This window comes from Ruegeria sp. AN11 (genome assembly GCF_056536005.1).
The window spans coordinates 3,266,163-3,293,157 of the sequence record NZ_JBQFJD010000001.1; the positions used below are offsets into that span (position 1 = coordinate 3,266,163).

Annotated in this window: 27 protein-coding genes and 1 riboswitch; of the genes, 11 read left to right on the forward strand and 16 right to left on the reverse strand. The window is 60.7% G+C overall.

The window, feature by feature from the left end; genetic code table 11:
• Nucleotides 1-84: 84 nt before the first annotated feature.
• From ACR3EQ_RS16190 to ACR3EQ_RS16205, 4 genes are all read left to right on the forward strand, one after another.
• On the forward strand, nt 85-777 hold the full coding sequence (locus tag ACR3EQ_RS16190; RefSeq protein WP_480491218.1) for a helix-turn-helix transcriptional regulator: 693 nt from the start codon (nt 85-87) through the stop codon (nt 775-777).
• Nucleotides 778-895: 118 nt separating this feature from the next.
• Nucleotides 896-1,567 (forward strand): YiaD family glycine zipper/OmpA-like lipoprotein, encoded by a 672-nt coding sequence (locus ACR3EQ_RS16195; RefSeq protein WP_480491219.1) that lies wholly within the window; start codon nt 896-898, stop codon nt 1,565-1,567.
• A 132-nt stretch (nt 1,568-1,699) separates the two neighbouring features.
• Nucleotides 1,700-2,242 (forward strand): NAD(P)H-dependent oxidoreductase, encoded by a 543-nt coding sequence (locus ACR3EQ_RS16200; protein ID WP_170614278.1) that lies wholly within the window; start codon nt 1,700-1,702, stop codon nt 2,240-2,242.
• A gap of 51 nt (nt 2,243-2,293) precedes the next feature.
• Nucleotides 2,294-3,106 carry an HTD2 family dehydratase gene (locus ACR3EQ_RS16205; RefSeq protein WP_170614279.1) on the forward strand — a complete coding sequence of 271 codons (813 nt, stop codon included), beginning with the start codon at nt 2,294-2,296 and terminating at the stop codon, nt 3,104-3,106.
• On the opposite strand, the gene ACR3EQ_RS16210 is transcribed toward ACR3EQ_RS16205, so the two are convergent.
• Nucleotides 3,098-4,132 carry an NAD(P)/FAD-dependent oxidoreductase gene (locus ACR3EQ_RS16210; RefSeq protein WP_170614280.1) on the reverse strand — a complete coding sequence of 345 codons (1,035 nt, stop codon included), beginning with the start codon at nt 4,130-4,132 and terminating at the stop codon, nt 3,098-3,100. The genes ACR3EQ_RS16205 and ACR3EQ_RS16210 overlap by 9 nt on opposite strands.
• A gap of 55 nt (nt 4,133-4,187) precedes the next feature.
• Here ACR3EQ_RS16210 and mnmC2 point away from each other — a divergent pair, with 55 nt between their 5' ends.
• On the forward strand, nt 4,188-4,853 hold the full coding sequence (mnmC2, locus tag ACR3EQ_RS16215; protein ID WP_170614281.1) for a tRNA (5-methylaminomethyl-2-thiouridine)(34)-methyltransferase MnmC2: 666 nt from the start codon (nt 4,188-4,190) through the stop codon (nt 4,851-4,853).
• On the forward strand, nt 4,850-5,719 hold the full coding sequence (locus ACR3EQ_RS16220) for a DMT family transporter (RefSeq protein WP_170614282.1): 870 nt from the start codon (nt 4,850-4,852) through the stop codon (nt 5,717-5,719). The genes mnmC2 and ACR3EQ_RS16220 overlap by 4 nt, the downstream gene beginning before the upstream one ends.
• Here ACR3EQ_RS16220 and ACR3EQ_RS16225 read toward each other — a convergent pair.
• Nucleotides 5,693-7,657: a lytic transglycosylase domain-containing protein gene (locus ACR3EQ_RS16225; RefSeq protein WP_480491221.1), complete on the reverse strand. Its 1,965-nt coding sequence runs from the start codon at nt 7,655-7,657 to the stop codon at nt 5,693-5,695. The two genes, ACR3EQ_RS16220 and ACR3EQ_RS16225, sit on opposite strands and share 27 nt — an antisense overlap.
• A 133-nt stretch (nt 7,658-7,790) precedes the next feature.
• Here ACR3EQ_RS16225 and dapA point away from each other — a divergent pair, with 133 nt between their 5' ends.
• The gene (gene dapA, locus ACR3EQ_RS16230; protein WP_170614284.1) at nt 7,791-8,663 is read left to right on the forward strand and encodes a 4-hydroxy-tetrahydrodipicolinate synthase; all 873 of its coding nucleotides are present in this window, start codon (nt 7,791-7,793) and stop codon (nt 8,661-8,663) included.
• A 139-nt stretch (nt 8,664-8,802) separates the two neighbouring features.
• Here the strand turns inward: dapA and ACR3EQ_RS16235 are convergent, their stop codons facing one another.
• The 6 genes from ACR3EQ_RS16235 to pdxR all read right to left on the reverse strand — a co-directional run bounded on the left by ACR3EQ_RS16235 (nt 8,803) and on the right by pdxR (nt 17,933).
• Nucleotides 8,803-9,675 (reverse strand): dimethyl sulfoxide reductase anchor subunit family protein, encoded by an 873-nt coding sequence (locus tag ACR3EQ_RS16235; protein WP_480491223.1) that lies wholly within the window; start codon nt 9,673-9,675, stop codon nt 8,803-8,805.
• Nucleotides 9,675-10,424: a 4Fe-4S dicluster domain-containing protein gene (locus ACR3EQ_RS16240; RefSeq protein ID WP_170614286.1), complete on the reverse strand. Its 750-nt coding sequence runs from the start codon at nt 10,422-10,424 to the stop codon at nt 9,675-9,677. The genes ACR3EQ_RS16235 and ACR3EQ_RS16240 overlap by 1 nt, the downstream gene beginning before the upstream one ends.
• Nucleotides 10,425-10,526: 102 nt before the next feature.
• Nucleotides 10,527-13,349 (reverse strand): molybdopterin oxidoreductase family protein, encoded by a 2,823-nt coding sequence (locus tag ACR3EQ_RS16245; RefSeq protein ID WP_480491225.1) that lies wholly within the window; start codon nt 13,347-13,349, stop codon nt 10,527-10,529.
• A gap of 89 nt (nt 13,350-13,438) precedes the next feature.
• Entirely contained in the window at nt 13,439-14,446 is a 1,008-nt protein-coding gene (gene pta / locus ACR3EQ_RS16250; protein WP_480491227.1) for a phosphate acetyltransferase, read from the reverse strand.
• 22 nt (nt 14,447-14,468) lie between these two features.
• The gene (gene xsc, locus ACR3EQ_RS16255; protein ID WP_170614289.1) at nt 14,469-16,244 is read right to left on the reverse strand and encodes a sulfoacetaldehyde acetyltransferase; all 1,776 of its coding nucleotides are present in this window, start codon (nt 16,242-16,244) and stop codon (nt 14,469-14,471) included.
• Nucleotides 16,245-16,472: 228 nt separating this feature from the next.
• Complete coding sequence (pdxR, locus tag ACR3EQ_RS16260) at nt 16,473-17,933, reverse strand: MocR-like pyridoxine biosynthesis transcription factor PdxR (protein ID WP_480491228.1); 1,461 nt, start codon at nt 17,931-17,933, stop codon at nt 16,473-16,475.
• A 136-nt stretch (nt 17,934-18,069) separates the two neighbouring features.
• On the opposite strand from pdxR, the gene ACR3EQ_RS16265 reads away from it, so the two are divergent.
• Nucleotides 18,070-18,378, forward strand: coding sequence for an ArsR/SmtB family transcription factor (locus ACR3EQ_RS16265; RefSeq protein WP_170807456.1), 309 nt, complete (start codon nt 18,070-18,072; stop codon nt 18,376-18,378).
• Nucleotides 18,371-19,402 carry a permease gene (locus tag ACR3EQ_RS16270; protein WP_170614292.1) on the forward strand — a complete coding sequence of 344 codons (1,032 nt, stop codon included), beginning with the start codon at nt 18,371-18,373 and terminating at the stop codon, nt 19,400-19,402. Before ACR3EQ_RS16265 ends, ACR3EQ_RS16270 begins: the two co-directional genes overlap by 8 nt.
• A 55-nt stretch (nt 19,403-19,457) precedes the next feature.
• On the opposite strand, the gene ACR3EQ_RS16275 is transcribed toward ACR3EQ_RS16270, so the two are convergent.
• Together ACR3EQ_RS16275 and ACR3EQ_RS16280 are read right to left on the reverse strand one after the other, a co-directional pair.
• The gene (locus ACR3EQ_RS16275; RefSeq protein ID WP_170614293.1) at nt 19,458-19,847 is read right to left on the reverse strand and encodes a hypothetical protein; all 390 of its coding nucleotides are present in this window, start codon (nt 19,845-19,847) and stop codon (nt 19,458-19,460) included.
• A 51-nt stretch (nt 19,848-19,898) separates the two neighbouring features.
• Nucleotides 19,899-20,660: a DUF1013 domain-containing protein gene (locus ACR3EQ_RS16280; protein WP_170614294.1), complete on the reverse strand. Its 762-nt coding sequence runs from the start codon at nt 20,658-20,660 to the stop codon at nt 19,899-19,901.
• A 130-nt stretch (nt 20,661-20,790) separates the two neighbouring features.
• Here ACR3EQ_RS16280 and ACR3EQ_RS16285 point away from each other — a divergent pair, with 130 nt between their 5' ends.
• Nucleotides 20,791-21,432, forward strand: coding sequence for a ribonuclease T2 family protein (locus ACR3EQ_RS16285; RefSeq protein ID WP_480491231.1), 642 nt, complete (start codon nt 20,791-20,793; stop codon nt 21,430-21,432).
• On the opposite strand, the gene ACR3EQ_RS16290 is transcribed toward ACR3EQ_RS16285, so the two are convergent.
• The 5 genes from ACR3EQ_RS16290 to ACR3EQ_RS16310 all read right to left on the reverse strand — a co-directional run bounded on the left by ACR3EQ_RS16290 (nt 21,429) and on the right by ACR3EQ_RS16310 (nt 25,525).
• Nucleotides 21,429-21,917, reverse strand: a complete 489-nt coding sequence (locus ACR3EQ_RS16290; protein ID WP_170614296.1) for a hypothetical protein — start codon at nt 21,915-21,917, stop codon at nt 21,429-21,431. The two genes, ACR3EQ_RS16285 and ACR3EQ_RS16290, sit on opposite strands and share 4 nt — an antisense overlap.
• A 121-nt stretch (nt 21,918-22,038) precedes the next feature.
• A complete protein-coding gene (locus ACR3EQ_RS16295) occupies nt 22,039-22,602 on the reverse strand; it encodes a histidine phosphatase family protein (protein ID WP_170614297.1) in 564 nt (187 codons plus the stop codon).
• A gap of 67 nt (nt 22,603-22,669) precedes the next feature.
• Nucleotides 22,670-23,263, reverse strand: coding sequence for a recombination mediator RecR (gene recR, locus ACR3EQ_RS16300; RefSeq protein WP_170614298.1), 594 nt, complete (start codon nt 23,261-23,263; stop codon nt 22,670-22,672).
• Nucleotides 23,264-23,324: 61 nt separating this feature from the next.
• Nucleotides 23,325-23,669, reverse strand: coding sequence for a YbaB/EbfC family nucleoid-associated protein (locus ACR3EQ_RS16305; protein WP_170328851.1), 345 nt, complete (start codon nt 23,667-23,669; stop codon nt 23,325-23,327).
• 95 nt (nt 23,670-23,764) lie between these two features.
• Nucleotides 23,765-25,525, reverse strand: coding sequence for a DNA polymerase III subunit gamma/tau (locus ACR3EQ_RS16310; RefSeq protein ID WP_170614299.1), 1,761 nt, complete (start codon nt 25,523-25,525; stop codon nt 23,765-23,767).
• 170 nt (nt 25,526-25,695) lie between these two features.
• Between ACR3EQ_RS16310 and ACR3EQ_RS16315 the strand changes: the two genes are divergently transcribed.
• Nucleotides 25,696-26,199: a phosphatase domain-containing protein gene (locus ACR3EQ_RS16315; RefSeq protein ID WP_170619272.1), complete on the forward strand. Its 504-nt coding sequence runs from the start codon at nt 25,696-25,698 to the stop codon at nt 26,197-26,199.
• Nucleotide 26,200: 1 nt separating this feature from the next.
• Here the strand turns inward: ACR3EQ_RS16315 and ACR3EQ_RS16320 are convergent, their stop codons facing one another.
• Nucleotides 26,201-26,608: a hypothetical protein gene (locus tag ACR3EQ_RS16320; RefSeq protein ID WP_170614301.1), complete on the reverse strand. Its 408-nt coding sequence runs from the start codon at nt 26,606-26,608 to the stop codon at nt 26,201-26,203.
• A gap of 87 nt (nt 26,609-26,695) precedes the next feature.
• Nucleotides 26,696-26,916, reverse strand: a riboswitch (cobalamin riboswitch).
• Nucleotides 26,917-26,995 lie beyond the last annotated feature (79 nt).

Consider the following 26,995-nt stretch of genomic DNA (forward strand, 5'->3'; position numbering starts at 1 on the left):
ATGTGCCAAACATTGCAGCCCTCTCCTGACACTACCCTGTCAGTGGGGTGTGCTATTGTGTCAGCAGACCGTCAGGAGGATGCGATGGGCCGATCTACCCGTCTGTTTGAAATTATCCAGATCCTGCGCATGTCCGATGCGCCGGTGACAGCGGATGCGCTGGCTGAGCAACTGGAAGTATCTGTTCGCACCGTGTACCGCGATATCGCGGCTCTGCAGGCGCAGCGGACGCCGATCGAAGGAGAGGCGGGCGTGGGCTACGTGATGCGCCGGGGGTATGATCTGCCGCCGCTGAACTTTGATGCGGAAGAGATTGAGGCGCTGTGGGTTGGACTGTCAATGCTGGCCCGCACGGGTGACAGCACCCTGCAACAGGCCGCAGACCGCGTTTGCCGGAAAATCGAAGCGCTGCAGGTGCCAGCAGACTGGTTGCAGGTGGCACCCTGGGGGGCGCCTCGGGACGATCCTGACAAAGGGTGTGTCCCGGTTGCTAGCTACCGCGAGGCAATCCGGGCGGAACAGAAACTCAGGCTGGTTTACGTCAATTCCGAAGACGAACGTACGGAACGTGTCGTACGCCCGGTTGCGCTGATCTATCACATCGAATGCACGATGCTGGCGGCATGGTGCGAGTTGCGAAACGGCTTTCGACACTTTCGCACGGACCGCATCTGGGCGTGTGACGTTCTGGACGCGCATTTCTTCGGTCAGGGCCAGCCGCTGTGCGCCATCTGGCAAGAGAAGAACAATTGGGATGCATCATCAGCCCCTGTTTGACCGGCAGGTAATTGCCGATTTCACCGGAATGTTGCTTGAGGCTTCAACGGCCTGCCGTGATATACTGGCCCAAACAAATCAAACCCGATGAACGGGTTCATGAGCAGAGGGTAAATCCATGACGATTTCCAAGTTTGTTTTTTCTGCCGGGCTGTGTTCGGCCCTTGTTCTTGGCGCATGTACCGACCCAGGTACTCTGTCGGTGCAAAGCGATCCCAACCAGAATGCAAAGCAGGGTGCTTTGCTGGGCGGTTTGATCGGTGCGGGGGTCGGCGCTATTGCCAATGACTCGGATCCGCTTTTGGGTGCGCTGGCCGGTGGTGCCATTGGTGCCGCAGGTGGCGGCGTCATCGGCAATCAGCTTGATCGCCAGGCGGCGGAACTGCGTCAGCAACTGGCCAATGACGGGATCACCATCGTCAATACAGGCGACCGCCTGATTGTGACCGTCCCCAATGACATCACCTTTGACACCGACAGCTCGACCGTGCGTCCGGGGCTGCGGTCCGATCTGGTGAAGGTGGGGCAGAATCTGGTCAACTACCCGAATTCGAACGTTCAGATCATCGGACACACCGACAGCGACGGCGACGCCACCTATAATCAGGGCCTGTCCGAGCGGCGGGCCAATGCCGTGGCCGATGTCCTGCAAGCCAATGGCGTCAGCTATTCGCGCATCACCACAATCGGTCAGGGTGAAAACAATCCGGTCGCTTCGAACCTGACGCCGGATGGCAAGGCGCAGAACCGTCGGGTCGAGATTGTCGTCGTGCCCAGCGGCAACGCCTGATCGGATCCAACAACCGTGGACAGGGCACATTCTCTTGCCCTGTCCATGCGCACTGACCGTGCGTCAACAGGGCTATGGTCCCGGTCCATCCCCGTATAAGTTCCCGAAAACAACAAAGCGGAGTTCCCGATAATGTCCGAACCGACCCTTCTGGGCCTGTCCGGTTCGTTGCGCCAGAACGCGACAAACCGAAAGTTGCTGCGCGAGGCCGCGCGGTTGTTCGAGCCCGGCACTTTCATCGAGGCCGACCTCAACCTGCCTCTATATGACGGTGATCTGGAGGCGGGTGAGGGCATTCCCGCGTCGGTTCAGGTGCTGGCTGACCAGATTGCGCAGGCCCATGCGGTGATCATTTCGACCCCGGAATACAACAAGGGGCCGTCCGGTGTGCTGAAAAACGCGCTGGACTGGGTCAGCCGAACCAGTGGCAAGCCATGGGCGGACAAGCCCGTTGCGGTGATGTCCGCCGCTGCTGGTCGGGCCGGCGGCGAACGCGCGCAGATGATGTTGCGCGCCTATATGGTGCCGTTTCAGACGCGCATCCTGCAAGGTCCTGAAATCCATCTTGCCGACAGCTCGAACGCATTTGACGATCAGGGGCGGCTGAGTAGCGAGCGCTATGAGAACCCGCTGCGGACGCTGATGCAGAAGCTGAAAGCCGAGGCCGGCTTCTGAGGTCAAGGCGCGGTACTTGTTCCGCAATGCCCTGGCGCGTAACGTGCGGGTATGTCAGATGAAACTCCGGCTGAAACACAGCAGGACATTATGGATCCCGCGCGCGCCGCTGCCTTGCAGGTGGCGCTGGGACAACCAGTTTCCGTTGCGGCGGGCGCACCGCTTCCGCCGTTTTTTCACCAGTTGTATTTCTGGTCACCGCTTCCACCCGATCAGCTTGGCCGGGATGGGCACCCCAGGGTGGGCGGCGGCCTGATCCCGGATCTGGGCCTGCCACGTCGCATGTGGGCCGGAGGCCGGTTGCGGTTCCGCGCGCCCCTGGTCGCGGGCAAGCCAGCCCGGCGCCGGTCCTTTCTGGAAAGCGCCACGTCAAAAACTGGCCGGACCGGGCCGCTGGGTTTTGTCACCTTGCGGCACGAGATCTGGCAGGGGGAAGATCTATGTCTGACGGAATTGCAGGATCTTGTTTACCGTGAAGACCCTTCGGCTGATGCAATCAAGCCGAAGCCGCCAACGGCCAGAACCGACCAAACGGATCGCCGAGAGCTTGGGTTTTCCTCAACTTTGTTGTTTCGGTATTCGGCACTGACATTCAATGGCCACCGGATCCACTATGATCTGGACTATGCGCGCGACGTCGAAGGCTATGACGGGCTTGTCGTTCATGGACCGTTGCTGGCGCAGCATCTGATGTTGTTTGCAACCGATCTGATGGGGCCGCTGTCCGAGTTTTCGTTCCGCGCGTCCTCCCCACTCATGCACTTCGAAACGGCGGCCCTGTGCCGGAACGGTCGCGAGCTGTGGGTCGCGGGGCCGGACGGCCGGAAATGTATGCAGGCGGTTGCCACTCCGGTGTCAGAGTGAGTCTTCGGGTCTGAATCCCTCCGGTATCTGATCGCGGTTTTCCAGTATCAGATCGGCCATGACATCGGCCACTTTGGGGGCCATGCCGAAACCGATCTTGAAGCCGCCATTGGCAATGTACTGACCCCTGTGCATCGGATGTTCGCCCAGCATTGGTGCGCGGCTTTTGCTGCGGGGGCGGACCCCGGCCCAGCGTTCAATCACTTCGGTGCCGTGCAGAACGGGAACGGCGCGCGTGGCGCGGTCGATCACGTCTTCCAGCGCGCTGTCGGTGCTGGAAGGGTCTTCATAGTCCCGCTCGGATGTCGATCCGATGGCCAGAGTGCCGTCCGCATGGGGCACGATGTGAATTGCATCAACAAAAAGCTGAGGCACCGACCCTGCATCGAACCTAAGCAGGGCAGCCTGGCCCTTGACCCCATTGCCAACAGTTTTGCCATAGTGGCGGTTCAGTTCCAGCAGGCCCGCCAATCCGGTGGTGTGTACGACCCGACCCCGGTCGGGCGCGTCTGTGGCAATTTCGACCCCCATCACGGACAGGGCCGCAACCAGCGCGGCACAGGCCCGTCTGGGATGCATGCGCGCACTCAATGTGTCGTGGATGACGTATCCCGTCGGGCTGGGCGGGCACCAGGCGCCGGCCTTGGCGGTTTCAACAACGCGCCATTCTGCCTGTCCCTGCCACAGTTCGATGGCCGTTTTAGCGCGCTGATGCGCAAGATCCAGATTGCGCTGGTCAGCGATGGGCTGCAGGCGACCCAGACGCGCATAACCGGGTGACACGCCACCTGTCGCTTCGACCTGGTTCCAGAACGCTTGGGCCATGATCAGGCTGTCGAACTGAAATGCCTTTTTGGCATTCCAGTTTTCCGGCACATGAGGCGCCAGTGCGCCGACCAGACCACCGCTGGAGCCCGAGCCGGGACCATAAGGATCGACTACCTGCACCTTTGCGCCGCGCCGCGCGCAGGTCCAGGCAATGGACAGGCCGAAAATACCCGCGCCACGCACTGTCACATCGACCATTGCCAATCCCCTTTTCCTTGTTCAGTGTCGCGCCGCCTAGCTACAGGATTCCCCGATGGCAGACCAGCGCGCCGAACTGACCTGGACGGACGAGCAGATCCCGATTTCGGACCGGTTCGACGATCCATATTACTCGCTCCAGAACGGGCTGGAAGAGACACGGCATGTGTTTCTGGCGGGCAACGATCTGCCCGGTCGCTTCGCGCCGGGTTTTCGAATCGCCGAGCTTGGATTCGGAACCGGCCTGAACATGCTGACGGTCTGGTCCGCGTGGGAGGCATCCGGTCAGACAACACCACTGACCTTCACCAGTTTCGAAGCCTTTCCGATGGATCCTGCAGACATGGCACGCGCACTGGCATGTTTCCCAGAGCTTCAACCCTGGAGCAGCCGGTTTCTGGCGCATTGGCAAGGTGGCGAATGCGATCTTGGCACGCTGCACCTGAAAGTGATCGAAGGCGACGCGCGTGAAACCCTGCCCGCTTGGTCGGACATTGCGGACGCCTGGTTTCTGGATGGGTTTTCCCCGGCCAAGAACCCGGAGTTGTGGCAGGCGGACCTGTTAAAGCAGGTCGCCGGTCACACTGTGGCTGGCGGAACAGTCGCGACATATACCGCCGCCGGTTTCGTGCGGCGTGCGTTGACCGAGGCCGGGTTTTCAGTCGCGCGTTCGCCCGGATACGGGCGCAAACGGCACATGACACGGGCGATCAAAGAATGAGTCAGCAGAACAACGTGCGGGCCGGGATCGCCCTGATGGTCGCGGCCACAATCGTCTTTGCGTTGCAGGACGGGATTTCGCGTCATCTGGCCGGAACCTACAACACCTACATGGTCGTGATGATCCGGTATTGGTTCTTCGCGGCATTTGTCATCACCATCGCGGCCCGTGCACCCGGCGGGCTGAAGGCGGCAACACAAACCAGCCAGCTTGGGCTTCAGGTCATCCGGGGTGTGTTGCTGGCGGCCGAGATCTGTGTGGCCGTTTTCGGGTTCACGGTTCTGGGTCTGATCGACAGCATGGCCGTTTTCATCTGTTATCCCCTGTTAGTGGCCGCGCTTAGCGGGCCGGTTCTGGGTGAAAAGGTGGGCTGGCGGCGCTGGTCCGCGATCGGGGTCGGTTGCATCGGGGTCCTGATCATTCTCGAACCGGGTGTTGGCGTCTTCAACCCCTGGGCGGTCATTCCTTTGATTTCGGCCCTGATGTTTGCGGTCTATGGATTGCTGACCCGATACGTTGCCCGTCGCGACAGCACGGCCACCAGCTTTTTCTGGACGGGTGTCGTCGGGGCGGTGGCCATGACGCTGGTTGGCATGTGGTTCTGGGAACCGATGGCCCAGGCGGACTGGTTGTGGATGGCACTATTGTGCGTCAGCGGCGTGACAGGGCATTGGTTGCTGATCAAATGCTATGAAATGGCGGAAGCCAGCGCAGTTCAGCCCTTTGCCTATTTCCATCTGGTCTGGAGCGCACTGTTGGGCATTTCGATATTTGGCGAAACGCTGCGCCCAGCTGTTGTCGTGGGCGCGGCGCTTGTCGTGGCGGCAGGTCTGTTCACCCTATGGCGCGAAAGACGCCAGGGTTGAGCCGGTAAGTTCCTGCGAAAACGGAATGGGCAGGGCCGGCTTGCCCAGACGCGCGCGATAGACGGGCATGCTTTCCGCGACGCGCATGACATAGTTGCGCGTTTCGCTGAACGGGATGGTTTCGATCCAGTCGATGACGTCGACCTCTCCGGCGCGGGGATCGCCAAAGCGTTCCATCCACGAAATCGGACGCTTGGGTCCCGCGTTGTACCCGGCCGCCATCATGACCACGTTGCCTTTGAACTCGGCGGCCAGCCCGGACAGGTAGTTCGCCCCCAACTTGGCGTTGTATTGCCAGTCCGATGTGAGGCGTCCGGTCTGATGGCCGCTGAGGATACCCATCTCCTGCGCGACCAGCTTGGCGGTGGCTGGCATGACCTGCATCAAACCACGTGCGCCGGCTCCGCTGACCACGACCGGGTCAAACTCGCTTTCTCTGCGGGCAATGGCCAGGGTCATTTCTTTCGCCATGGGCAGGCCCATATCGGCCACCGGATGGACAGGGTAGTAGGCCGCAGGCAGAACCGATCCTGTTCTGGCGGCGCGCTTGGCGATCATGACTGCCAGATGTGGCTCCTTGAGTTCCAGCACCAGATCACCCAGTTGACCGGCCTCAACCGGATCGAGACCTTCCACCAGATGGGTCAGAAACTGTTCTGTCAGATTATCTTCGCCGGCTCGCAGCAGCAGAAGCCCAGCTTCCAATACACTGGAATTCGCAAACCCGGCCTGTTTCCAATGCGGTGCACGGCGCGGGTTGGCCAGCTCGCTGTCAAACGGGCGCCCGATGCGCTCGGCAGCCAGCAGGCCATAGAAGGAAGTTTGGTAATCCGCGCCGATTACGTAGGCGTCATAGGCCTTGTCCGCATCGCCCTGCGCCGCATAGGCCCGGCCCAGCCAATAGCCGCCGCGCCCTTTGGAAATTGGCGACTGAACTGCGGCCGAGAAATTCTGGAAATGGCGCACGGCCGTATCCGGATCGTTCAGTTTGCGCAGCGCGAGGAACCCGGCGAGCCATTCCAGATCCGCGTAACCATAGCCCATTTCGGGCGTCATGTGATGGTTGGCCGCCACGTCATAGGCGCGTGCGATATTTCCGTTGCGCATCTCCAGCCGCGCCAGCCTGCGCCGCCCTTCGGCCCATTTGTCCGGCTCGCCCAACGCCTGTGGGCTGGTCGAGCGTTCCAGCATCAAATCGATGGCGCTGTCGTCAAGTTCCTTGCGGTCCCGCCATACGAATCGGTCGAAGGCCAACCCGGCTGACGACGCCAGCGAGTCCGGTACTGCCGAAATCTTTGCATCCACACCGGGCTGGCGTTTTTGCAGCGCGATTCTGGCTTCGGCCAATTTGCGTTCATCCGCACTGACCAGCGGCAACATCTGATCAGCGCTAACCAGATGCCCGTCCCAGAGCATACGGTCCAGCCGGGCCGCGTGATGCGGTTTCAGCAATTTGCCGAAGTTTTCCAGATAGTCCTTCTGCAAACCCGACCCCATGGGCATCGTGCGCCAGGCCATCACGATATCCGCCTCGGCATCGCCCCTGCGACCCTTGGCCATCAGGGCAACCGCGAAATTCAAGGCACCCTCAGCGGTTTGCGGCGGTGAGCCGTCGTAGAACTTCAATACCCGGACCGGGTCGGCCCCGGTGAACGAAGGTTCGCTTTTGCGGCGCAGCCACCCCAGTCCGGGCCAGTCCGACCGGCGGTCGAGAAACACAAGTACATCGCCCGAACTGCCAAAGCCGCTGCGCAACCAGTGCCAGACGATGATGTCACGAGACACCGACCCGCGCGTTCCTGCGACGCGCAGGGCCTCGTTCCAGTCGCCTTTGCGCATCTCGTTCAGCGCCGCGCGCAGGTCCGCGGCGGCATCCGCGCGCGCCTGAGCCGTCGAACAAAGAATCACGGTGATCAATACCGCCAGAAAACGTGTCATCCCTTGCATTTCCCAACCAACCAAGGATACAGCCATTCAGGATAAACCTTGCGCCGCCGGGATCAACTCACAAACCGAAGATTGTGATAAAGGGTGGCGCGTTCACAGCAAACTGTACGCTAAGGAGCGTTCCATGTTCAAAGGCTCGATGCCAGCACTCGTCACCCCGTTCCGAAACGGTGAGTTGGACCTGGACACGCTCAAACATCTGGTGGAATGGCAGATCCAGGAAGGTTCGACTGGGCTGGTGCCGGTGGGAACCACGGGCGAAAGCCCAACGCTCAGCCATGAAGAACACGAAGTGGTGGTGGAAGAGGTCGTCAAGGCCGCTGCCGGCCGCGTACCGGTCATCGCGGGTGCCGGATCCAACAACACGGTCGAGGCGATCCGGTTCGTGCAGTTCGCCGAGAAGGTCGGCGCGGCTGCGGCTCTGGTTGTCACGCCGTATTACAACAAGCCGACCCAAAAGGGTCTGATTGCCCATTTCAGGGCGTTGCATGATTGCGCGGATATTCCGATTGTCATTTACAACATCCCGGGCCGCTCGGTGATCGACATGACACCGGCGACAATGGGCGAACTGGCACAGCTGCCGCGCATTGTCGGGGTGAAGGATGCAACCGGCGATCTGGCGCGGGTCAGCCAGCAGCGGGCAAGCTGCGGTACCGACTTCTGCCAACTGTCCGGGGAAGATGCGACTGCCCTTGGCTTCAACGCGCATGGCGGGGTCGGATGCATTTCGGTGACGGCAAACGTGGCCCCGCGCCTGTGCGCCGAATTCCAGCAGGCGACCCTTGCAGGTGATTACGCCAAGGCGCTGGCCTATCAGGACCGTCTGATGCCCCTGCACGAAGCGATCTTCATTGAACCCGGCCTTGTCGGCGCCAAATACGCGCTCAGCAAACTGAACCGTTGCAGTGAAGACGTGCGCTCGCCCCTGACCGGGCTGGACAGCAGCACAAAATCTGCCATCGACGCGGCAATGGCCCACGCCGGACTTCTCTGAACGCGCTCGACACGAAAAAAGGGCGGCATTCACCGGGTGAAGCCGCCCTGTTTCTTTTCGGTAATCGGACTTCTTTTGTTCGAAAATCCCCCGGCGGTTGACTGCGCCTATGGTTCAGGAGGGGGCTGACCCCCTCGCTTCAGCGCTTGCCGTAATACAGTCCGACCACATGCTCTGCCTGAGCGAAGAACAGCCAGCGTGATACGGCAACGCCAGCCAGGTGCGACAGCACGGCCAACAGCACAAAGAAATGGCTGAACGGCAATACCAGCAACACAACGGGGACAAGGAAGGCCAGCGTGAACGAAATGATCCGCAGCTTTTCGGCGTGTTTGCGTCCGACCACATGCACGAATTCGCGCAACAGGTAGTTAGTCCCGGTATGCGGCGGTTCAAACGCCCGGACGGTCCCCCTCGACCCAAGCCCTGTTGCGGTGCCCAGATCCGTTCCCGAAGCCGCAAGGGCTTTGTCGCTCCGCACCCAGTACAGAATCTGAACCAAACCGGCAATCATCAGCAGGGGACGGGCCAGTCCCGTCTGTCCGGCCAGCAAGGCGCCGCCGGCCAGGCTGAAGGTAATAAACATGAGCGGGGTCAGTTTCATGTTCCAGCGTGGAATGGTCTTCAACTGGGTATAGATCATCGAGGTGGTAAACACGGTCGCCAGTGAAAACAGCGCCCCCAATGCGCCCAGAACGCTCCAGCTCTGGCCCAGAAAGACCACGCCAAAGGCATAGAGGCCCATAAGAACCAATGCGATGACCGCGCACCAGCCCTCACGCGAAAGCCAGCTTGATCGCCATTGGGTGAACGCCTTCAGCGCGCGTTCGGGGTGGCCCAGATGGAAGGTCGACGCCATCAGGCCGCCAACGGCCAGACCATAAGCGATAGCGTAGAAAACAAAAGCCACCCAGCCGGTGACGTCCGGGCTGCCAAGGCCAAGAAAGAACAGCAGGCCAAAACCAAGGCCGGACAGCGTGGTGAAGATGATAACGGAAGGTGCCGGATGCATCAGAGCTTCTCCAGAGTTTTGTCGAGCCAGCCCAGAAAGCCCTTAGGTTCTTCGGCGACGGGTGCCAGAAGCGGTGCCAGGATGTCGATCTGTTCTTCGACAGTGTCCTTCGGGCGCGGCGGCAGGTATTTGTTGACGGGCTTGGTGCCCATTTCCGGCATCAGATCCATGCCATCCCGTTCGGCGACCAGTTTTGATACATCGCTGTTCGGATCACCCAGATCGCCAAAATGCCGGGCCCCGGCGGGGCAGGTACGCACACATGACGGGATGCGATCCACCTCGGGCAGGTTGTCGTTGTAAATCCGGTCGACGCAGAGGGTGCATTTTTTCATCACCCCTTCGGCCTGATCCAGTTCGCGGGCGCCGTAAGGGCAGGACCATGCACACAGGCCGCAACCGATGCAGTCGCTTTCATTGACCAGTACGATTCCATCCTCGACCCGTTTGTAGCTGGCTCCGGTCGGGCAGACGGTGACACAAGGCGCGTCTTCGCAGTGCAGGCAGGATTTGGGGAAGTGGATCAGCTGGGCGTGCCCTTCGGCAGGCTGCACCTCGTAGGAATGCACGCGGTTCAGGAAAGTCCCCGACGGGTTGCCGCCATAGGCATCCTGATCCGACAAAGGCGCGCCATAGTTTTCGGTGTTCCAGCCTTTGCAGGAAATCACGCAGGCGTGGCAGCCGACACAGGTGTCCAGGTCGATCACCAGACCCATCTTGCGCTCGGTTGACTGAGGGAGTTGGGTCATGTCATTGGATCTCCGCTGCCGGGGAGGGGGCCAGCCCCCTCTTGAGCCTCCGGCTCAATTCACCCCCGGGATATTTCTGGCCAGATGAAGTTTGGACCTCGGTCATTTGCCCACCTTCCATGCCAGATCGGTCGGACCGGTTCCGACAGGTGATTTGATCGGTGGGAAGGCCGGCTGGCTTTCCGTCATTTCCTGCGGCGCGGCTGCTTTTTCGATTTTGACTTTCAGATCGAACCATGCGGCCTGCCCGGTGATTGGATCGGAGTTTGCCCAACGCAGCCCGTCACCTTTCGGGGGCAAAAGCTCGTGGATCAGATGGTTCAGAAGGAATCCCTTGGTGGCCTCGGGGGCGTCCTCCTGCAGGGCCCACGCGCCTTTGCGTTTGCCAATGGCGTTCCAGGTCCAGACAGTATTGTCGTTCAGCGCCGCCATTTCCATCACCGGCACGGTGATTTCACCATGCGGAGAGGTGACTTTGGCCCAGTCGCCGTCCGACAGGTTGTGTTCTCGCATCAGTTTGGTCGGCACATAGAGCGGGTTGCGTCCGTGCAACTGGCGCAGCCACGCATTCTGGGTGCCCCAGCTGTGATACATTGCCATGGGCCGCTGGGTCAGGGCGTTGACGGTGAACCCCTCGTTCCCGGTCTGATCGGTTTCGTACCAGATCGGCAAAGGATCCATCGTGTCCTTGATGCGCTGGCGTAGATGATCGGGCGGTTGGCGCTCGCCATACCCTTCGGCTGCCAGTTGGAATTTTCGCATCGGCTCGGAGTAGAGCTGGAACAGGTATGGTTGTGGACTGTCATAGAGGCCCAGGTTGACGGCCCAGTTCTGATAGGCGCTGTTCCAGGGTTTGTAGTACAGCGCCTCATCCGGCACATGTTCGACGTAGAACCCGCCGTTTTCAATGTAACGGTCCAACTGATCCGGGTTCACCTCGCCGCGCCCGGCCTGATCGCCGTTCTCGCCGCGGAAGCCGGCCAGTGGGCCAATGCCCGGCTTGCGCTGATGGTTGACCATATAGTCGGCGTAATCGGTGTACTTGGCGGCGCCGACTTCGTTCGTAAAGCCGGGCAGGCCCAGCTTGTTGGCAAGCTGGATCAGAACCGTCTGGAACCCGCGCACATCCCTGTCAGGCTCGATCACCGGCCAGCGGATGGCGTCTGCGGCGCCGTCCGCCTCGCAGATCGGGCGGTCAAGCAGCGAAATGCAATCGTGCCGCTCCAGATAGGTGGTGTCGGGCAGGATAAGGTCGGCATAGGCGACCATTTCCGAGGAATAGGCGTCGGAATAGATGATATGCGGGATCACATATTCGCCGTTTTCATTCTTGTCCGTCAGCATGTCCATGACACCCTTGGTGTTCATGGTCGAGTTCCAGGACATGTTGGCCATGTACATGAACAGCGTGTCGATCTTGTAGGGATCGCCGGCATGTGCGTTCGAGATCACCATATGCATCAGACCATGGCTGGACATCGGGTTTTCCCAGGTGAACGCCTTGTCGATCCGCGCTGCGCTGCCGTCGGCCTTCAGCGCCAGATCATCCGGACCGCGTACAAAGCCCAGATGCGGGCCGTCCAGCGGTGAGTTCGGTGTGACCTTGCAGTGTGGCGTCGGGTGTGCCTCGACCGGTTTGGGGTAGGGCGGTTTGAACCGGAAGCCGCCGGGCACCTCGACCGTGCCCAGAATGATCTGCAGCACATGCAGCGCCCGGCAGGTCTGGAATCCGTTGGCATGGGCCGAGACGCCGCGCATCGAGTGCATGGCGACGGGGCGGCCGATCATCTTGTCATGTTTCTCGCCCCGGAAATCGGTCCATTCCTGATCGATCTGGAAGGCCTCGTCAAAGGCGACGCGGGCGAGTTCCGCTGCAATGGCGCGGATGCGCTTGGCGGGGATGCCGCACCTTTCGGCGATGGCTTCGGGGGCGTATTCCTCGCTGAGGTATTTCTCGGCCATCAGGTGGAAGACCGGGCGGTGGGTGACGCCGTCTTTTTCGTAGGTGGCCGACAGGTCTGGGCGCACGCCGGGTTTGTCAAAGGCGGTCAGTTCGCCGGTTGCACGATCAATGACCAGCGGTTTGCCGTCTGTATCGCGCAGGAACAGGCCCTGTTCCGGCCCGTCCGAGGCGTTTACCAGCACAGGCGCGTTGGTGTAGCGGCTGAGATAGTCCAGATCGATCTTGCCGGCTTTCATGAGCACATGGATCATCGACAGGATGAACAATCCGTCAGTGCCGGGTGTGATGCCAACCCAGTCGTCAGCAACAGCGTTATAGCCCGACCGGATCGGGTTCACGCCGATCACCCGCGCGCCGCGCGCCTTGATTTTGCCGATGCCCATCTTGATCGGGTTGCTGTCATGGTCTTCGGCCACGCCGAACAGCATGAACAGCTTGGTGTGATCCCAGTCGGGCTGTCCGAATTCCCAGAATGCGCCGCCCATCGTGTAGATGCCGCCAGCTGCCATGTTGACCGAGCAGAACCCGCCATGGGCTGCATAGTTACAGGTGCCGAAATTCTGCGCCCAGAAGCTGGTGAAGGATTGGGACTGGTCGCGGCCGGTGAAAAAGGCCAGCTTCTCGGGGTTGTCTTCGCGCAAGGGCTTCAGCCAGCCGACGGCGATGTCCAGCGCCTCGTCCCAGCTGATTTCTTCGAACTCGCCCGAGCCGCGCGGCCCAACCCGTTTCAACGGTGCGCGCAGCCGTGACGGCGCGTTGACTTGCATGATCCCGGCACTGCCCTTGGCGCACAGAACGCCCTTGTTCACCGGGTGATCGCGGTTGCCTTCGATATAGGCGACCTTGCCGTCTTTTATGTGCACATTGATGCCGCAACGGCAGGCGCACATATAGCAGGTGGTCCGCCTGATCTCGTCCGAGACCTTGGGAGAAGTGTCTAGGATCGGCTGCTGATGCGTCATTGGCGGGTCCTGTCGGTTGTGTCGGGATGAACTTGTCACTTTCATTCCGAATTGAGAACACCGTTCTGCGAACGGCGCAAATATAAGTTCTATGTTCCGTCGGCCTGCAGGGCGGTCACGGCGATCATCTGAGTCACATCCTCGGCGCTGCAGCCGCGTGACAGGTCGTTGGCCGGCTGTGCCAGCCCCTGCAAAACCGGGCCGATGGCAGAATATCCGCCAAGGCGCTGGGTGATTTTGTAGCCGATATTGCCCGCGTCGAGATTGGGGAAGATCATGACGTTGGCCTGACCGGCCACAGACGATCCGGGGGATTTGCGATCTCCGACCGATGGTACGAAGGCCGCATCGAACTGCAATTCGCCGTCGACCTCAAGATCTGGTGCCGTCTGCCGCAGGGTTTCGGTGGCTTCGCTGACCTTGTCCACAGCGGCGTGTTTCGCACTGCCCTTGGTTGAAAAGCTGAGCATGGCGATTTTGGGATCAACACACAGCAATGCCCGCGCGGAGTTGGATGATGCGAGTGCGATCCTGCTCAGCTCTGCAGCGCTGGGATCGATCACAAGGCCGCAATCGGAATACAGCATCGCCCGCGCGCCGGGCATTGCGTTTTCTGGCGGGTACATCAGGAAGAATGAGGACACCATTCCCGCGTCCGGCGCCATGCCGATCACCTGAATGGCCGTCCGCACGATATCACCGGTGGTATGGACAGCACCGCCAACCGTTCCGGTGGCGCGCCCGCTGCGAACCAGCATGGCGGCATAAACCAGAGGAGATTCGGCGGCTTTTCGGGCTTTGGCCTGATCCACGCCTTTGTGATGGCGCAGTTCGAAATAGGTTTGGGCAAACTCTTCGGTCAGATCCGAAGTTGCAGGGTCGTGTATCGTCACGCCATCTGATGCGGACGTGCCCAGGTCTTTCAGAGTGGCTTCGATGTCGGCGTGTACGCCGACCAGAATGACATCGGCAAGTTCAGCCGCATGGGCGGCAAGCGCCCCCGCAACAATGCGGGGATCACTGCCTTCGCATAAGGAAATTACAGGTCGGGTTGCCGGGGCGCGCTGACGCAACAGCTCGATGGGTGTCAGGGTCATGCGCTCCGGCTCCGTCCTGCAATTACACGATCTGTTCGCGCATGTCGTCCGCGGACACACCGGCAACGGCGACGGGTTTCTTCATCGCGTCGCGGCGGAACGGTTCGCCCAGTTCCTGGTTGATCAAGGCTTCGATCAGGGTGGTGATACCGTTCTTCTGATCCTCAATCGCCTGGTTCAACGCTGCGGTCAGCTCGTCCTGGGTACGGGCAACGACGCCTTTCAGACCACAGGCCTGCGCGATTCCGGCGTAGGAAACCTTAGTGTCCAGTTCGGTGCCGACGAAGTTGTCGTCGAACCACAGGGTCGAGTTCCGCTTCTCCGCACCCCACTGGTAGTTGCGGAAGACGATCTGGGTCACGGCGGGCCATTCGTCACGACCGATGGCGGTCAGTTCGGTCACGGCAATGCCGAAGGCACCGTCGCCCGAGAAGCCAACGACCGGAGTGTCCGGGCAGCCGATTTTGGCGCCGATCACCGATGGCAGGCCATAGCCGCAGGGGCCGAACAGGCCGGGGGCCAGGTATTTGCGGCCTGCCTCAAACGACGGGTAGGCATTGCCGATGGCGCAGTTGTTGCCGATGTCGGACGAGATGATCGCCTCTTTCGGCAGTGCGGCCTGAATGGCGCGCCACGCCATGCGGGGGCTCATCCAGTCGGGCTTGGCAGCACGGGCACGTTCGTTCCAGGTGGTGCCCGGATCGTCCTGCTCGTGATCCATCGAGGTCAGTTCCTGCGCCCAGCGCGACTTGGTTTCCGCGATTTTCGCCTTGCGCGCATCGCGTCCTTCGTCGCCTGCTGTGTCCGACAGCTGCGCCAGAATATTGGTTGCAACGGTGGCCGCATCGCCCACGATGCCGACCGAGACCTTCTTGGTCAGGCCAATACGGTCGGGGTTGATGTCAACCTGGATGATCTTGGCGTTTGTGGGCCAGTACTCCATTCCATAGCCGGGCAGGGTCGAGAACGGGTTCAGACGGGTGCCAAGGCAAAGAACAACGTCGGCTTCCTTGATCAGCTCCATACCCGCTTTCGAACCGTTGTAGCCCAGCGGGCCGGCAAACAGCGGATGGGAGCCGGGGAAAGCGTCGTTGTGCTGGTATCCAACGCAAACCGGCGCGTCCAGACGCTCGGCCAACGCCTTGGATGCCTCGATTCCGCCCTTGGACAGAACAGTACCGGCGCCGTTCAGGATGACCGGGTTCTTGGCCTCCGACAGCAGGGCGGCCGCTTCGGTGACGGCGGATGCGCCGCCCGAAGGCAGTTCGAATTCGACGACGGCGGGCAGGTCGATATCAACAACCTGGGTGAAGAAGTCGCGCGGTACGTTGATCTGTGCCGGTGCCGAGGCGCGCTTGGCCTTGGTGATCACGCGGCTCAGGACTTCGGCCATCCGCGAGGGGTCGCGCACTTCTTCCTGATAGCAGACGCAGTCCGCGAACATGCGCATCTGTTCCATTTCCTGGAAGCCGCCCTGACCCATGGTCTTGTTCGCGGCCTGCGGGGTGACCAGCAGCAGCGGGGTGTGGTTCCAGTAGGCGGTTTTGACGGCGGTGACAAAGTTGGTGATGCCGGGGCCGTTCTGCGCGATCATCATCGACATCTTGCCGGTGGCGCGGGTGTAGCCGTCGGCCATCATGCCGCCCGAGCCTTCGTGTGCGCAATCCCAGAAAGTGATGCCAGCTTTTCCAAAAATGTCGGAGATCGGCATCATAGCCGACCCGATGATCCCGAACGCGTGTTCGATTCCGTGCATTTGCAGGACCTTAACAAAGGCCTCTTCCGTGGTCATTTTCATGTGTGCGCTCTCCAAGCAAAGGTGGAACGGGCCAGGCACCTTGCCTTGCCTTTGCATATGGTTTTGGCGCAAGGGTGGCAGCTGCGTTAGGGCCAGAACGCGCGGCGGAATATGTCCAGAGTCGGGTCGGATCACTCGCCAATAAAAGGTACCGCTGGTCCCCTGTCGCGCCGTTGGCGTCCTTGGGAGGGTGAGGCACAGGGCGATTCTGTTTGAAAGCCGGGCGTCCTAATACGCGCGGATTGCGTCGGCAATCAGCTTGATGCCCGGGGCTATGCGATCCGAAGTGATTGACGAATATCCGAGGCGGTAAAAGTTCTGCGGGCGGTCCGGTCCGGAAAAGAATGGCTCGCCCGGTTCGATATGTACGCTTTGGCTTTGCAGGTTGCGCGAAAGCTGTGTCGCATCCACATGGTCGGGTGCCGACATCCATATCGATGATCCGCCCAACATACCGCGACCGGCAACCGTCAGGCCGTATTGTTCTACGGCTTTCTCAAGGGCGTCCCGCCTTTGGGAAAGCGCGTTCGACATGCGTCGGATCTGCGCGTCATAGTGCCCGAGCGACAAGAAATAGGCGGCCGTGCGCTGGATATGGCCGGGCGGGTGGCGCAGAACCAGCGATCTCAGGGCGCGGGCTTCGCGAATGAAGGGCTCGGACCCGACCATGTAGCCAAGGCGCAAACCGGGAAACAAAGATTTCGAGAAGCTGCCGACGTAGATTACGCGCCCGTCCCGGTCCATGGATTTCAAAGCGGGTGAGGGCGCGCCAAGAAAGGACATCTCGAATTCGTAATCGTCTTCGACGATCATCGCGTTCAGTTGGCGCGCCCTGTTCAGCAGTTCGCCCCTTCGAGACACCGGCATGGTCGCGGTGGTCGGGCTTTGGTGACTTGGCGTGGTGAAGATGACGTCCGTATCGTCGGGGATGATGTCCGGCGAAAGGCCGTCCCGGTCGACCTTCAGCGGTGTGAGCTGACACTCGGAGTGGCTCAACAGTTCGCGGAGGGCGTAATAGCAGGGGTCCTCAATCGCCGCCTTGCGTGTTTTGTTCAGCAGTATACGCGAGGCCAGCCAAAGCGCGTTCTGGGCGCCCAGCGTGATCAGAATCTCTTCTGGGCGCGCCGCGATTCCCCGGCGCGGCAAGGTATGACGGGCAATAAACTCGATCAGCAGGGGATCATCCTGATCCACATAGTCGCCGGTCAGCGAGGCAAAATCCTTGTGACCCAGCGCCCGCACGGCGCACAGACGCCAGTTTGCGTGATCGAACAGGGTTCGGTCTGCCTGGCCGTAGATGAAAGGATACCGGTAATCGCGCCAGTCGCTGGGCTTTGGAAGGACATCGCCTTCGGAGAACCGGCGCGCCAGCGCGGTATTCCAGTCAACATTTTCAGCCCCACGCTGAACCGGAGTGTATTTTGGCGGCACCGGCGCGTTGTTTGAGACGTAATACCCGGACCGCCCTTTGGCAGTCAGGTAGTCATTTGCCAGAAGCTCGGTGTAGGCCAGAGTCACCGTGATCCGGCTGACGCCCAGATGCGCGGCAAGTTTGCGGGACGAGGGCAGTTTTTCGCCAACGTGGAACCGCCCTGACAAGATGCCTTCGGCAATCATCTGCTGGATTTGCGCCTGCAGCGTGCCCTGTCCGTTCAGCTCAAGAAAGAATGTGTCGACCGATATCCCCATAGGGCCTTATAGAGTGGACTTAATCGTGGGGCAATCTGGACTTAACATCTTGTGGCACGATTTGGCAAAAATCTGTTGACACGATGAAACCATAAACCTAAATAACTAGAAAATTAGTTTAATAGAGGTGATGAAAATGTGGGAAACCGCTGCTGCAGGGTTTTCAGCCATGGGGTCCGAGGCCCGGCTGAAAGTTCTTAAGACCCTGGTCCGCGCCGGGCAGGCGGGCCTGACCGTGGGCGAAATCCAAAGTCGCACGGGCATTGCGCCATCGACGTTGGCCCATCATCTGCGGTTCCTTGCCGCTGGTGGTGTCGTGGAACAGGAAAAGATCGGGCGCACCACGATTAACCGCGCCTGTTTCGATGAGCTTCGGGATCTTGCCCAGTTCATTCTGAGTGAGTGCTGCATGGACGAAGTGGGAAAGGCCGCGAACGATGGCTGAACTGACACAAAATCCAAAGGTACCGGCCAGATCCGTCGCCGATCTGATTAAAACGCCCTGGGCAGTGATCGTGGCGCTTCTTGCAGCCGTCGCTGTTCTGGATCCCGGAAACTGGACCGAGGTGGTGACGTTTGCCGGCAAGGCGCTGGCCCATACCGGTCAATACATCCTGTTTGCCGTGTTGCTGCTGTCCTATCTCAAGGCAACAGGGGCCGAGGTCATGGTGGCACGGGCCTTTGAGGGGCGCGAGACACGAATGATCTTTCTGGCCGCCTTGTTTGGTGGCCTGGCTCCGTTCTGCTCCTGCGAGGTCATCCCGTTTATCGCCGGACTTCTGGCCCTGGGCGCGCCTTTGTCGGCCGTTATGGCCTTCTGGCTCAGCTCACCCCTGATCGATCCGCCAACGCTGTTGATCACGGCCGGGGCACTGGGGTGGCCGTTTGCCGTAGGCAAAGCCGTTGCGGCAGTGGCGCTTGGGCTGTTCGGCGGGTTCGTGGTGCGTGCCCTGATGCGCAACGGCGCCTTCTCGCAGCCCCTGCGTGAATACAAACCCGCCGGTTGTTGCGGCTGCGGCCCGAAGAAGGACGACAAACCGGTCTGGCGTTTCTGGCAGGACCCCGATCGCCGCGTGCGCTTCCGGTCCGAGTTTGTGCACAATGGTGTGTTCCTGCTCAAATGGCTGGCGCTGGCCTATGTGCTCGAGGCGCTTCTGGTCAGCTATGTACCGGCTGACGTGATCGCCCGGGTTGTCGGTGGTGACGGTGTCCTGCCGATCGTGATCGCGGCGCTAGTTGGCATGCCTGCCTATCTGAATTCCTACGTCGCGCCGCCGCTACTGGCCGGCCTGACCGAACAGGGGATGAGCGCGGGTGCCGCCATGTCCTTCATGATCGCAGGCGCAGTCAGCTCGATCCCGGCAATGGCCGCGGTTTGGTCGCTGGTTAAACCCCGTGTCTTTGCTACCTATCTGGGTCTGGGGATCAGCGGTGCAATCATCGCCGGAATACTGTTCCAGATGATCTGAAAATGAAAAACCGCCCGGCGTTCAGGCCGGGCGGTTTCAATTAGGTCGAGGCGGCTCAACCAGCCTCGCAATATCGCGGCAGTTTGAACCGGTACCGCGCCTCGCCGCTTTCCACGTAAACCCGCTTTTCGACGCAAGCGCTGGTGCCAACGGATTGTGCAATCGGAGCTTCGGTCGACGTTATCGATGCCGCTGAACCATCCGGCAGGCGAACCGACGCCACGACGCCGTTCTTCAGATCGCCATTGATCGGCGAAGCGGACAGAACATCGGCGACAAAAAACGAGTCGTGTTCGTGCACGCCGTCGTCATTCAGGATCAGCAAACCTGCCGTTACGGCGATGAGGGCCAGCACACCAGCAATGGCCAGACCCTTCGTCTGGACAAAAGCATAGATGGATACAGCGCGATGCGGGCCAAAAATGGCTGACAGTACGTTCAGCATGGTTTTTCCAAAAGCAAAACCCCGACCAGTCGGGCCGGGGTCACACGTCAATTATGGGCGCAGGTCGTCTTCGTCCTCTTCCTCGCCGCCACCCTTGGGCAGGTTGAAGAAGCTGTCGGCGTCCACGATCGGTTCGTTCTCTTCCTTGTCATCGCCGTCATCGGACAGCGAGAAGGTCTCGAGACCCTCGATGGCAGTCGGGATCTTGGGCGCGGCGTCCATTTCCAGCGACTGCTCGGTCGACACCAGCCTGCGGCGTTCGTCGTCGCTCATGACGCCGCCTTCGGCGGCTTTCTTGGCGGCGGCCTTCTGAACGATCGCGTCCAGCTCGGACTGTTTGCACAGGCCCAGCGCAACCGGGTCGATCGGCTGCATGTTGGCGATGTTCCAGTGGGTACGCTCGCGGATCGACTGGATGGTCGGCTTGGTGGTGCCGACCAGCTTGGCGATCTGACCATCGCTGAGTTCTGGGTGGAATTTGACCAGCCACAGGATCGAGTTCGGACGGTCCTGACGCTTGGACAGCGGGGTGTAACGCGGGCCGCGGCGCTTTTCCTCGCCCGAGGCGGCGGGATTGAACTTGAGCTTCAGCTTGTGCAGTGGGTTGTTCTGCGCCGAGTCGATTTCTTCCTGGGTAAGCTGGTTGTTGGCGATGGGGTCGAACCCTTTGACGCCAGCAGCAACATCGCCATCCGCGATGCCCTGCACTTCAAGCTCGTGCATTCCTACGAAATCAGCGATCTGCTTGAAGCTGATCGTGGTGTTGTCCACCAGCCATACGGCTGTTGCCTTGGCCATAAGCGGTTTTGCCATCAGCCCATCTCCTATAAATACATCTTTCCCGTCGCCGGAATTCGGCGGCCCCTTGGTGTTGGGGCAGGTTTCCGTTGTCGGGGAACTTGGCCCGTATATAGTCGCCGGAAGGCAAGAAGGGAAGAGGCGAATGCGCCAATGGATTATGGGGCTGGTTTTGTGGGTGTTCGGTTCAATGGCGGCGCTGGCCGACGGCGAAAAGGCGGGTGAGTTCGACTATTACGTACTGGCGCTCAGCTGGTCGCCCAACTGGTGCGCCCGCGAAGGCGATGCGCGCGGATCGGACCAATGCGATGCGCGGCATGATCACGGCTGGATTTTGCATGGTCTCTGGCCGCAATACCATCAGGGTTGGCCAGCCTACTGCCGCACGCCAGAGTCACCGCCAACGCGCCGCATGACCCGGGACATGGAAGACATTCAGGGCAGTTCCGGTCTGGCGTGGCATCAGTGGAAAAAGCACGGCACCTGTACGGGCCTCAGCGCGACCGACTATTTCGCATTGTCCCGCCAAGCCTATGAGCGCGTTGAACGCCCACCGGTGTTTCGTAAACTGGATGCGTCGGTGAAACTGCCCGCCTCGGTCGTTGAGGACGCGTTTGTGAAAGCAAACCCCGGTCTTGAACGCGATATGATCACCGTGACCTGCAAACAGGGTTACATCGAAGAGGTCCGCCTGTGTCTGTCGCGCGACCTGAAACCGGTGCCCTGCGGACGGGATGTGATCCGCGATTGCACCGCCAAGGACGCCTTGTTCGATCCGATTCGTTAGAGCTTCTTGTTCTGGCAGTCCCGCGCATACTCCAGCGCCTTGGCCGTGCCTTTGAGGTCGATTGCCATCACACGCTCACCTGCCGGGTTGTAGACAGTCATGGTTCTGTTCTGCGCAATCGCGTTTACAAAGTTGCGGTCGGTGAAAAACACCGTCCCCCCTGGCACGCGATCCTGCCTGAACCCGATGGCGGTGGCGTCAAAGCTCTTGCCGTCCAGATCGAACCGGATCGGATAGTTTTTCCCCGGTTCGATATCGCCCCATGCCTTGTTGTAGACGGTGAAGTATCCGCGATCGCCCAACGCATCATAGCCCAGCCGCACGACCGACAGATCCTGATAGATCGTCTGGATCAGGCACCCGTTGCCAAGTGCGGGGTCCATCATGATGTTCCAGCCCTCGACAAAGCCTTTGTCGACAAGTTGTTGCGACAGAGCGGAGGTTGCGGTGAAAGCTGCAAAGGTGAAGGCGAGAAGGCGGGTCATCGGGGAACGCTCCAGCTAAAATGGTAGTGTTTGGATATCCTTAGCGCAGTTTTGCGCATAACCAAAGGCTGTGATCAGAAAGCGTGCAGCAGGCACGTGTCGGATAATACTGCAGCCGCCTCTACCGAAGTATCGTTTCCGTTCCGTTGGAAAGATGGAAGACACACCCTTGTGTGCGAGGCAGCTTAAGCAGATCTTCCTGATCCAGGCCCAGCCAGATCCCCCTTAGCACCGAAGAAGTTACACCGTGGGTCACAATGATTGAGGGTTCTTCTTGCTCATCCAGAAAGGATCGGACTCTTGTCGATATCTCCTCAAAGCTCTCACCGCCAGGGCTGCGAAAAAACCACAAATAGCTTTCGTAAGCGTAGTCGATCTGCGACCTGATGACGTTCTTGGTTACACCTTCCCATTGGCCAAATGCGATTTCCTGAAGGCGGTGGTCAGTTTCCAGTTGAAGATGGGGTGCAATCGCGAGCCGAGCCGTGTGCTGCGCGCGCTCTTGCGGGCTGACGACGACCCGAGACGGTGTGTTCGGAATGCCGCAGAGAATTTGGTTCTGAGTGCGCGCCTGCGCCTTGCCCGTTTCGGTCAGCGGAGAGTCCTTGCGGCCTTGAAATTTCCCAAGAGTATTCCACTCGGTTTGGCCGTGTCGCAGTACGAATAGATCGGGATATCTGCTCATAAGTTACGCACAACTCTGGAAAATCAAAGCATGATTCAAAAATGTTCTCGGGGCAGGTTCTGTGACCTTACAGTTCTTTCCGCGCCCTCAGCGCCGCCGTGATCGTCCCGTCGTCCAAATAATCCAGCTCACCCCCAATTGGCACACCCTGCGCAAGTGAGGTCAGGCGGACCTGTCCCTCCAACTGGTCGGCAATGTAGTGGGCGGTGGTCTGTCCGTCGACTGTGGCGTTCAGGGCAAGGATGATCTCGGTGATGCCCTCGGCCGTCACGCGGTCTTTGAGGCGGGGTATGCGCAACTCGTCCGGGCCGACACCGTCCAAGGCCGAAAGTGTACCGCCCAGAACGTGATAGCGGCCTTTGAAGACACCGGCACGTTCCATCGCCCAAAGATCAGCGACATCCTCGACGACACAAAGCTCTCCGGTGGCGCGGGCCTCGCTGTCGCAGATGTCGCAGATGTCAGCGGTACAGACATTGCCGCAATTCAGGCATTCGCGGGCGGTGGCGGCGACCTGCTGCATTGCGTCCGAGAGCGGTGTCAGCAGCAGGGCGCGTTTGCGGATCAGGTGCAGCACCGCGCGGCGGGCCGAGCGCGGGCCAAGCCCCGGCAGCTTGGCCATCAGGTCGATCAGGTTGTCGATGTCGCTGTTCGAACTCACGGCCTGTCCTGTTTGGCACCGAAGGGAGCCTCCGGCGGGAGTATTTTGGAAAAGATGAAGATCAGAACGGCAGTTTGATGTCTGCCGGCAGCCCCATGCTTTCAGTCAGCTTGGCCATTTCCGCCTGAGAGCGCTCGGCGGCCTTGGTCTGCGCGTCCTTGATGGCGGCCAGGATCAGGTCCTCGACCACTTCCTTGTCGTCTCCGTTGAAGATCGACGGGTCGATGTCCAGACCCTTGAGTTCGCCCTTGGCAGTGGCGGTGGCCTTGACCAGACCGGCGCCGGATTCGCCGACAACCATGAGGTTGTTCAGTTCTTCCTGCATTTCGGTCATTTTGGTCTGCAGGTCCTGCGCGGATTTCATCATCTTGGCCATATCGCCCAGACCGCCTAAACCTTTGAGCATCGGGTTTCTCCTGTAAATCGATTTGACGCCTAAATACGAAGGGTGACTGCGTGACACAAGGGGCATGGGCATCCTCCTGTCTTCCAGGCAGATGTTCAGTCCTCTTCGAACGGGTCCCATTCGTCTTCGACCTCGGGCAGAGCCTCGGTTTCGACCTTGGCGGCGCGCTGTTCCGGGGTTTCGATCCGTTTGATGCGCGCCTTGGGAAATTGCATGAGTACCGCCTGAACCAGCGGGTGCTGCTCGGCCTGTGACCTTAGCGCGAGGTCGGCCGCATCGCGGATCTCGGCGATCGTGGCGGCTTCGCCATCTGCCACGATGGATACGGCCCACCGATTGCCTGTCCAGCGCTGCAGCGCCGTACCCAGCCGTTGGGCAAGGTCTGTCGGGGCATGATCGGTCGGCGTAAATTCGATCCGGCCCGGTGAGTAGGACATCAGCCGCACACCGTTTTCGACCTCGACCAGCAGCTTTACGTCCCGGTTTGTCCGGATCAGTTCGACCACATGTTCGAAGGTCGGATAGCGCGCCAGAGCAGTTTGGACGTCCTGTGCCAGGGCCGCAGTCGGCGCGCCGGCGGGACCGTGTGGAGCGGAAACGTAGGAAGACCTTGCCGATGCCTGAGGTTGTACCGGGGCGTGCGAGGGTACGGCCATGCCGCCACCGGGGCCTCCGTTCGGCGTGGGTGGAGGTGCGTCCTGCAAACGTTTGATCAGTTCTTCCGGGCTTGGCAGGTCGGCCACATGGGTCAGCCGAATGACGGCCATTTCCGCCGCCATCATGGCGTTTGGCGCGGCTGAGACCTCTTCGAGTGCTTTCAGCAGCATTTGCCACATGCGGGTCAGGACACGCATCGGCAGGGCTTCGGCCATTTGCTGTCCGCGTGCGCGTTCGTCGGGCGAAACGGTCGGGTCCTCGGCCGCGTCCGGCGTGATTTTGACCACGGACACCCAATGGGTGATTTCGGCCAGGTCGCGCAGCACGGCAAGCGGGTCGGCGCCCTCGGCGTACTGAGCGCTTAGCTCTGTCAGAGCTCCCGCCGCGTCGCCGCGCAGGATCATGTCCATCAGGTCCAGGACGCGGCCCCGGTCCGCCAGACCCAACATCGCCCGGACCTGATCGGCACTGGTTTCCCCGGCCCCGTGCGAGATCGCCTGATCCAGCAGCGAAGTTGCATCACGCGCTGAACCCTCGGCCGCTCGGGTGATCAGCGCCAGTGCGTCCTCTGCGATCTGGGCGCCCTCGGCGGCGGCGATCTTGTTCAGAAGACCGATCATGTCCTCGGGTTCGATCCTGCGCAGGTCGAAGCGTTGGCAGCGCGACAGGACCGTCACCGGAACCTTGCGGATTTCGGTGGTCGCGAAGATGAATTTCACATGCTCGGGCGGTTCCTCAAGCGTCTTGAGCAGCGCGTTGAACGCGCTGGTCGAGAGCATGTGAACCTCGTCGATGATATAGATCTTGTAGCGTGCGCTGGCGGCACGATAGCGGACGCTGTCTATGATCTCGCGGATGTCGTTCACGCCGGTGCGGCTGGCGGCGTCCATCTCCATCACGTCGACATGGCGGCCTTCCATGATCGCCACGCAATGTTCGCATTGGCCGCAGGGTTCGGTCGTCGGTTTGCCGTCGCCATCGGGGCCGATGCAGTTCATGCCCTTGGCGATGATCCGCGCCGTCGTCGTTTTGCCGGTGCCGCGGATGCCGGTCATGATGAAGGCCTGCGCGATCCGGTCTGCCTCGAACGCGTTTTTCAGGGTGCGCACCATGGCATCCTGACCAACCAGGTCGGCAAAGGTTTCCGGGCGGTATTTGCGGGCAAGAACCTGATAAGCGGGGCTTGGCGTGTCGGTCATTTCTGCTCTGTCGGATTCGTATCAGAAGTGCAGCGTAGAGTGCGCCGCCGCCTGCGTCCACAGCCGGTTCGCGAAATTCATTTGGGAATGCTTCGGGATGCGCGTAAAAATGAAGGCGAAAGCATTTTTGACCGGATTCTTGTGCGTAACGATTAAGGAGGGCGCGTTGCATGTCTCAGATGATTATTCATGCGCTGCAGGTCGGAGGAGGTACTCTGGCCCTGACATCAATGCCGGGGCGTGGGGGTAAATATGTCCAGGACCTGAATGCGATTTCCGACTGGAAGCCCGGTCTTGTCATTTCAATGACGACCGAAGTCGAGATGCTGCAGGACGGCGCGCGTGACTTCGGAACCGACATTCAGGCGCGCGCCTGCCGCTGGGTCCATCTGCCGGTCGAAGATTTCGGTGCACCCCCCGACGCCGTGACCGCGCGCTGGCCCGATGTAAGCGCGGCCGTCCGCCATGCCCTGTCAGGGGGCGGGCGCATTCTGGTGCATTGCCGGGGCGGCTGTGGCCGGTCCGGAATGGTGGTGTTGCGCCTGATGGTCGAATGCGGCGAGCAACCGGGTGCAGCCCTGAAACGGTTGAGGGCGGTGCGGCCCTGTGCGGTTGAAACAGATGCACAACTGGCATGGGCCACGCAATTGATTCCGGCCAGCGCGGACCCGTAGCTTAGGCCGACAAATGTCCGGTCTGGGCCGCCACTTGGCGACCTGCCAGGGCCGAAGCTTCAAGCATGGCGCAGGGCGGGTCCGACAGAATTGCGGACGGCAGCGCACGGAACTCTGCGCAGAACATCATGTCTGCATAATCCTCCAACCTGTCGCCCGGAGTTTCCTCATTCGTTCCGCAAAACACCCGGATTTTGTCTGGCCGCGCGTGGAACCGGGCCATGCACCCTTCGGGGCAATGGGCAAGCTCGCTGCTGCCTTCAACGGCGAATTGCGGGGTTGCGGCCGGGCCGGCGCTTGCCACGGCGCGCGTCAGAGCCCGCGCCATTTGCGCCAGTGCCGGACAGGGTTTGCCGGTGCGCTGGCACACAGTGGCAGAAAATTCGTGTGTCCTTGTCTTCCAGATCATAATGCGCCCTCCGCGCGCGGCGCGGGGCAAGGATCAGGTGTGACGGGGCTATGCCATCAGGACCTGCCCGGACACCCCGCCCGAGTTTCGGTTTCAGTATCGATGGCAGGTCTCCTGACTTGCGGGTCATCGCTTTGCCGACCTTCCCAGCCCTTCGGCCAGTGGTGTTTCGGCATTGCTCACCGCTTACAGTTGCGGGGGCAGTCTCGGCCTTGGTTCCTTCCGGCAATGCCAGACAGAACCGCACCGTGTTCCCTTTTCATCCCGGCCCCGGAAAGGGCGCGGAAACCATCGCCTCATCGCTAGCGGTTTCCGGGTCCCCGAGTCAAGCGCATAGCGCGGGCCGAGGCATTTGGTCCGATGCGTGGTCGGGAAAGCGGACGTTTG

Excerpts from the sequence above, each read along its gene's own strand:
- ACR3EQ_RS16190 (WP_480491218.1), top strand. The coding sequence starts at position 85 with ATGGGCCGATCTACCCGTCTGTTTGAAATTATCCAGATCCTGCGCATG.
- ACR3EQ_RS16195 (WP_480491219.1), top strand. The coding sequence starts at position 896 with ATGACGATTTCCAAGTTTGTTTTTTCTGCCGGGCTGTGTTCGGCCCTT.
- ACR3EQ_RS16200 (WP_170614278.1), top strand. The coding sequence starts at position 1,700 with ATGTCCGAACCGACCCTTCTGGGCCTGTCCGGTTCGTTGCGCCAGAAC.
- ACR3EQ_RS16205 (WP_170614279.1), top strand. The coding sequence starts at position 2,294 with ATGTCAGATGAAACTCCGGCTGAAACACAGCAGGACATTATGGATCCC.
- ACR3EQ_RS16210 (WP_170614280.1), bottom strand. The coding sequence starts at position 4,132 with ATGGTCGATGTGACAGTGCGTGGCGCGGGTATTTTCGGCCTGTCCATT.
- mnmC2 (WP_170614281.1), top strand. The coding sequence starts at position 4,188 with ATGGCAGACCAGCGCGCCGAACTGACCTGGACGGACGAGCAGATCCCG.
- ACR3EQ_RS16220 (WP_170614282.1), top strand. The coding sequence starts at position 4,850 with ATGAGTCAGCAGAACAACGTGCGGGCCGGGATCGCCCTGATGGTCGCG.
- ACR3EQ_RS16225 (WP_480491221.1), bottom strand. The coding sequence starts at position 7,657 with ATGACACGTTTTCTGGCGGTATTGATCACCGTGATTCTTTGTTCGACG.
- dapA (WP_170614284.1), top strand. The coding sequence starts at position 7,791 with ATGTTCAAAGGCTCGATGCCAGCACTCGTCACCCCGTTCCGAAACGGT.
- ACR3EQ_RS16235 (WP_480491223.1), bottom strand. The coding sequence starts at position 9,675 with ATGCATCCGGCACCTTCCGTTATCATCTTCACCACGCTGTCCGGCCTT.
- ACR3EQ_RS16240 (WP_170614286.1), bottom strand. The coding sequence starts at position 10,424 with ATGACCCAACTCCCTCAGTCAACCGAGCGCAAGATGGGTCTGGTGATC.
- ACR3EQ_RS16245 (WP_480491225.1), bottom strand. The coding sequence starts at position 13,349 with ATGACGCATCAGCAGCCGATCCTAGACACTTCTCCCAAGGTCTCGGAC.
- pta (WP_480491227.1), bottom strand. The coding sequence starts at position 14,446 with ATGACCCTGACACCCATCGAGCTGTTGCGTCAGCGCGCCCCGGCAACC.
- xsc (WP_170614289.1), bottom strand. The coding sequence starts at position 16,244 with ATGAAAATGACCACGGAAGAGGCCTTTGTTAAGGTCCTGCAAATGCAC.
- pdxR (WP_480491228.1), bottom strand. The coding sequence starts at position 17,933 with ATGGGGATATCGGTCGACACATTCTTTCTTGAGCTGAACGGACAGGGC.
- ACR3EQ_RS16265 (WP_170807456.1), top strand. The coding sequence starts at position 18,070 with ATGTGGGAAACCGCTGCTGCAGGGTTTTCAGCCATGGGGTCCGAGGCC.
- ACR3EQ_RS16270 (WP_170614292.1), top strand. The coding sequence starts at position 18,371 with ATGGCTGAACTGACACAAAATCCAAAGGTACCGGCCAGATCCGTCGCC.
- ACR3EQ_RS16275 (WP_170614293.1), bottom strand. The coding sequence starts at position 19,847 with ATGCTGAACGTACTGTCAGCCATTTTTGGCCCGCATCGCGCTGTATCC.
- ACR3EQ_RS16280 (WP_170614294.1), bottom strand. The coding sequence starts at position 20,660 with ATGGCAAAACCGCTTATGGCCAAGGCAACAGCCGTATGGCTGGTGGAC.
- ACR3EQ_RS16285 (WP_480491231.1), top strand. The coding sequence starts at position 20,791 with ATGCGCCAATGGATTATGGGGCTGGTTTTGTGGGTGTTCGGTTCAATG.
- ACR3EQ_RS16290 (WP_170614296.1), bottom strand. The coding sequence starts at position 21,917 with ATGACCCGCCTTCTCGCCTTCACCTTTGCAGCTTTCACCGCAACCTCC.
- ACR3EQ_RS16295 (WP_170614297.1), bottom strand. The coding sequence starts at position 22,602 with ATGAGCAGATATCCCGATCTATTCGTACTGCGACACGGCCAAACCGAG.
- ACR3EQ_RS16305 (WP_170328851.1), bottom strand. The coding sequence starts at position 23,669 with ATGCTCAAAGGTTTAGGCGGTCTGGGCGATATGGCCAAGATGATGAAA.
- ACR3EQ_RS16310 (WP_170614299.1), bottom strand. The coding sequence starts at position 25,525 with ATGACCGACACGCCAAGCCCCGCTTATCAGGTTCTTGCCCGCAAATAC.
- ACR3EQ_RS16315 (WP_170619272.1), top strand. The coding sequence starts at position 25,696 with ATGTCTCAGATGATTATTCATGCGCTGCAGGTCGGAGGAGGTACTCTG.
- ACR3EQ_RS16320 (WP_170614301.1), bottom strand. The coding sequence starts at position 26,608 with ATGATCTGGAAGACAAGGACACACGAATTTTCTGCCACTGTGTGCCAG.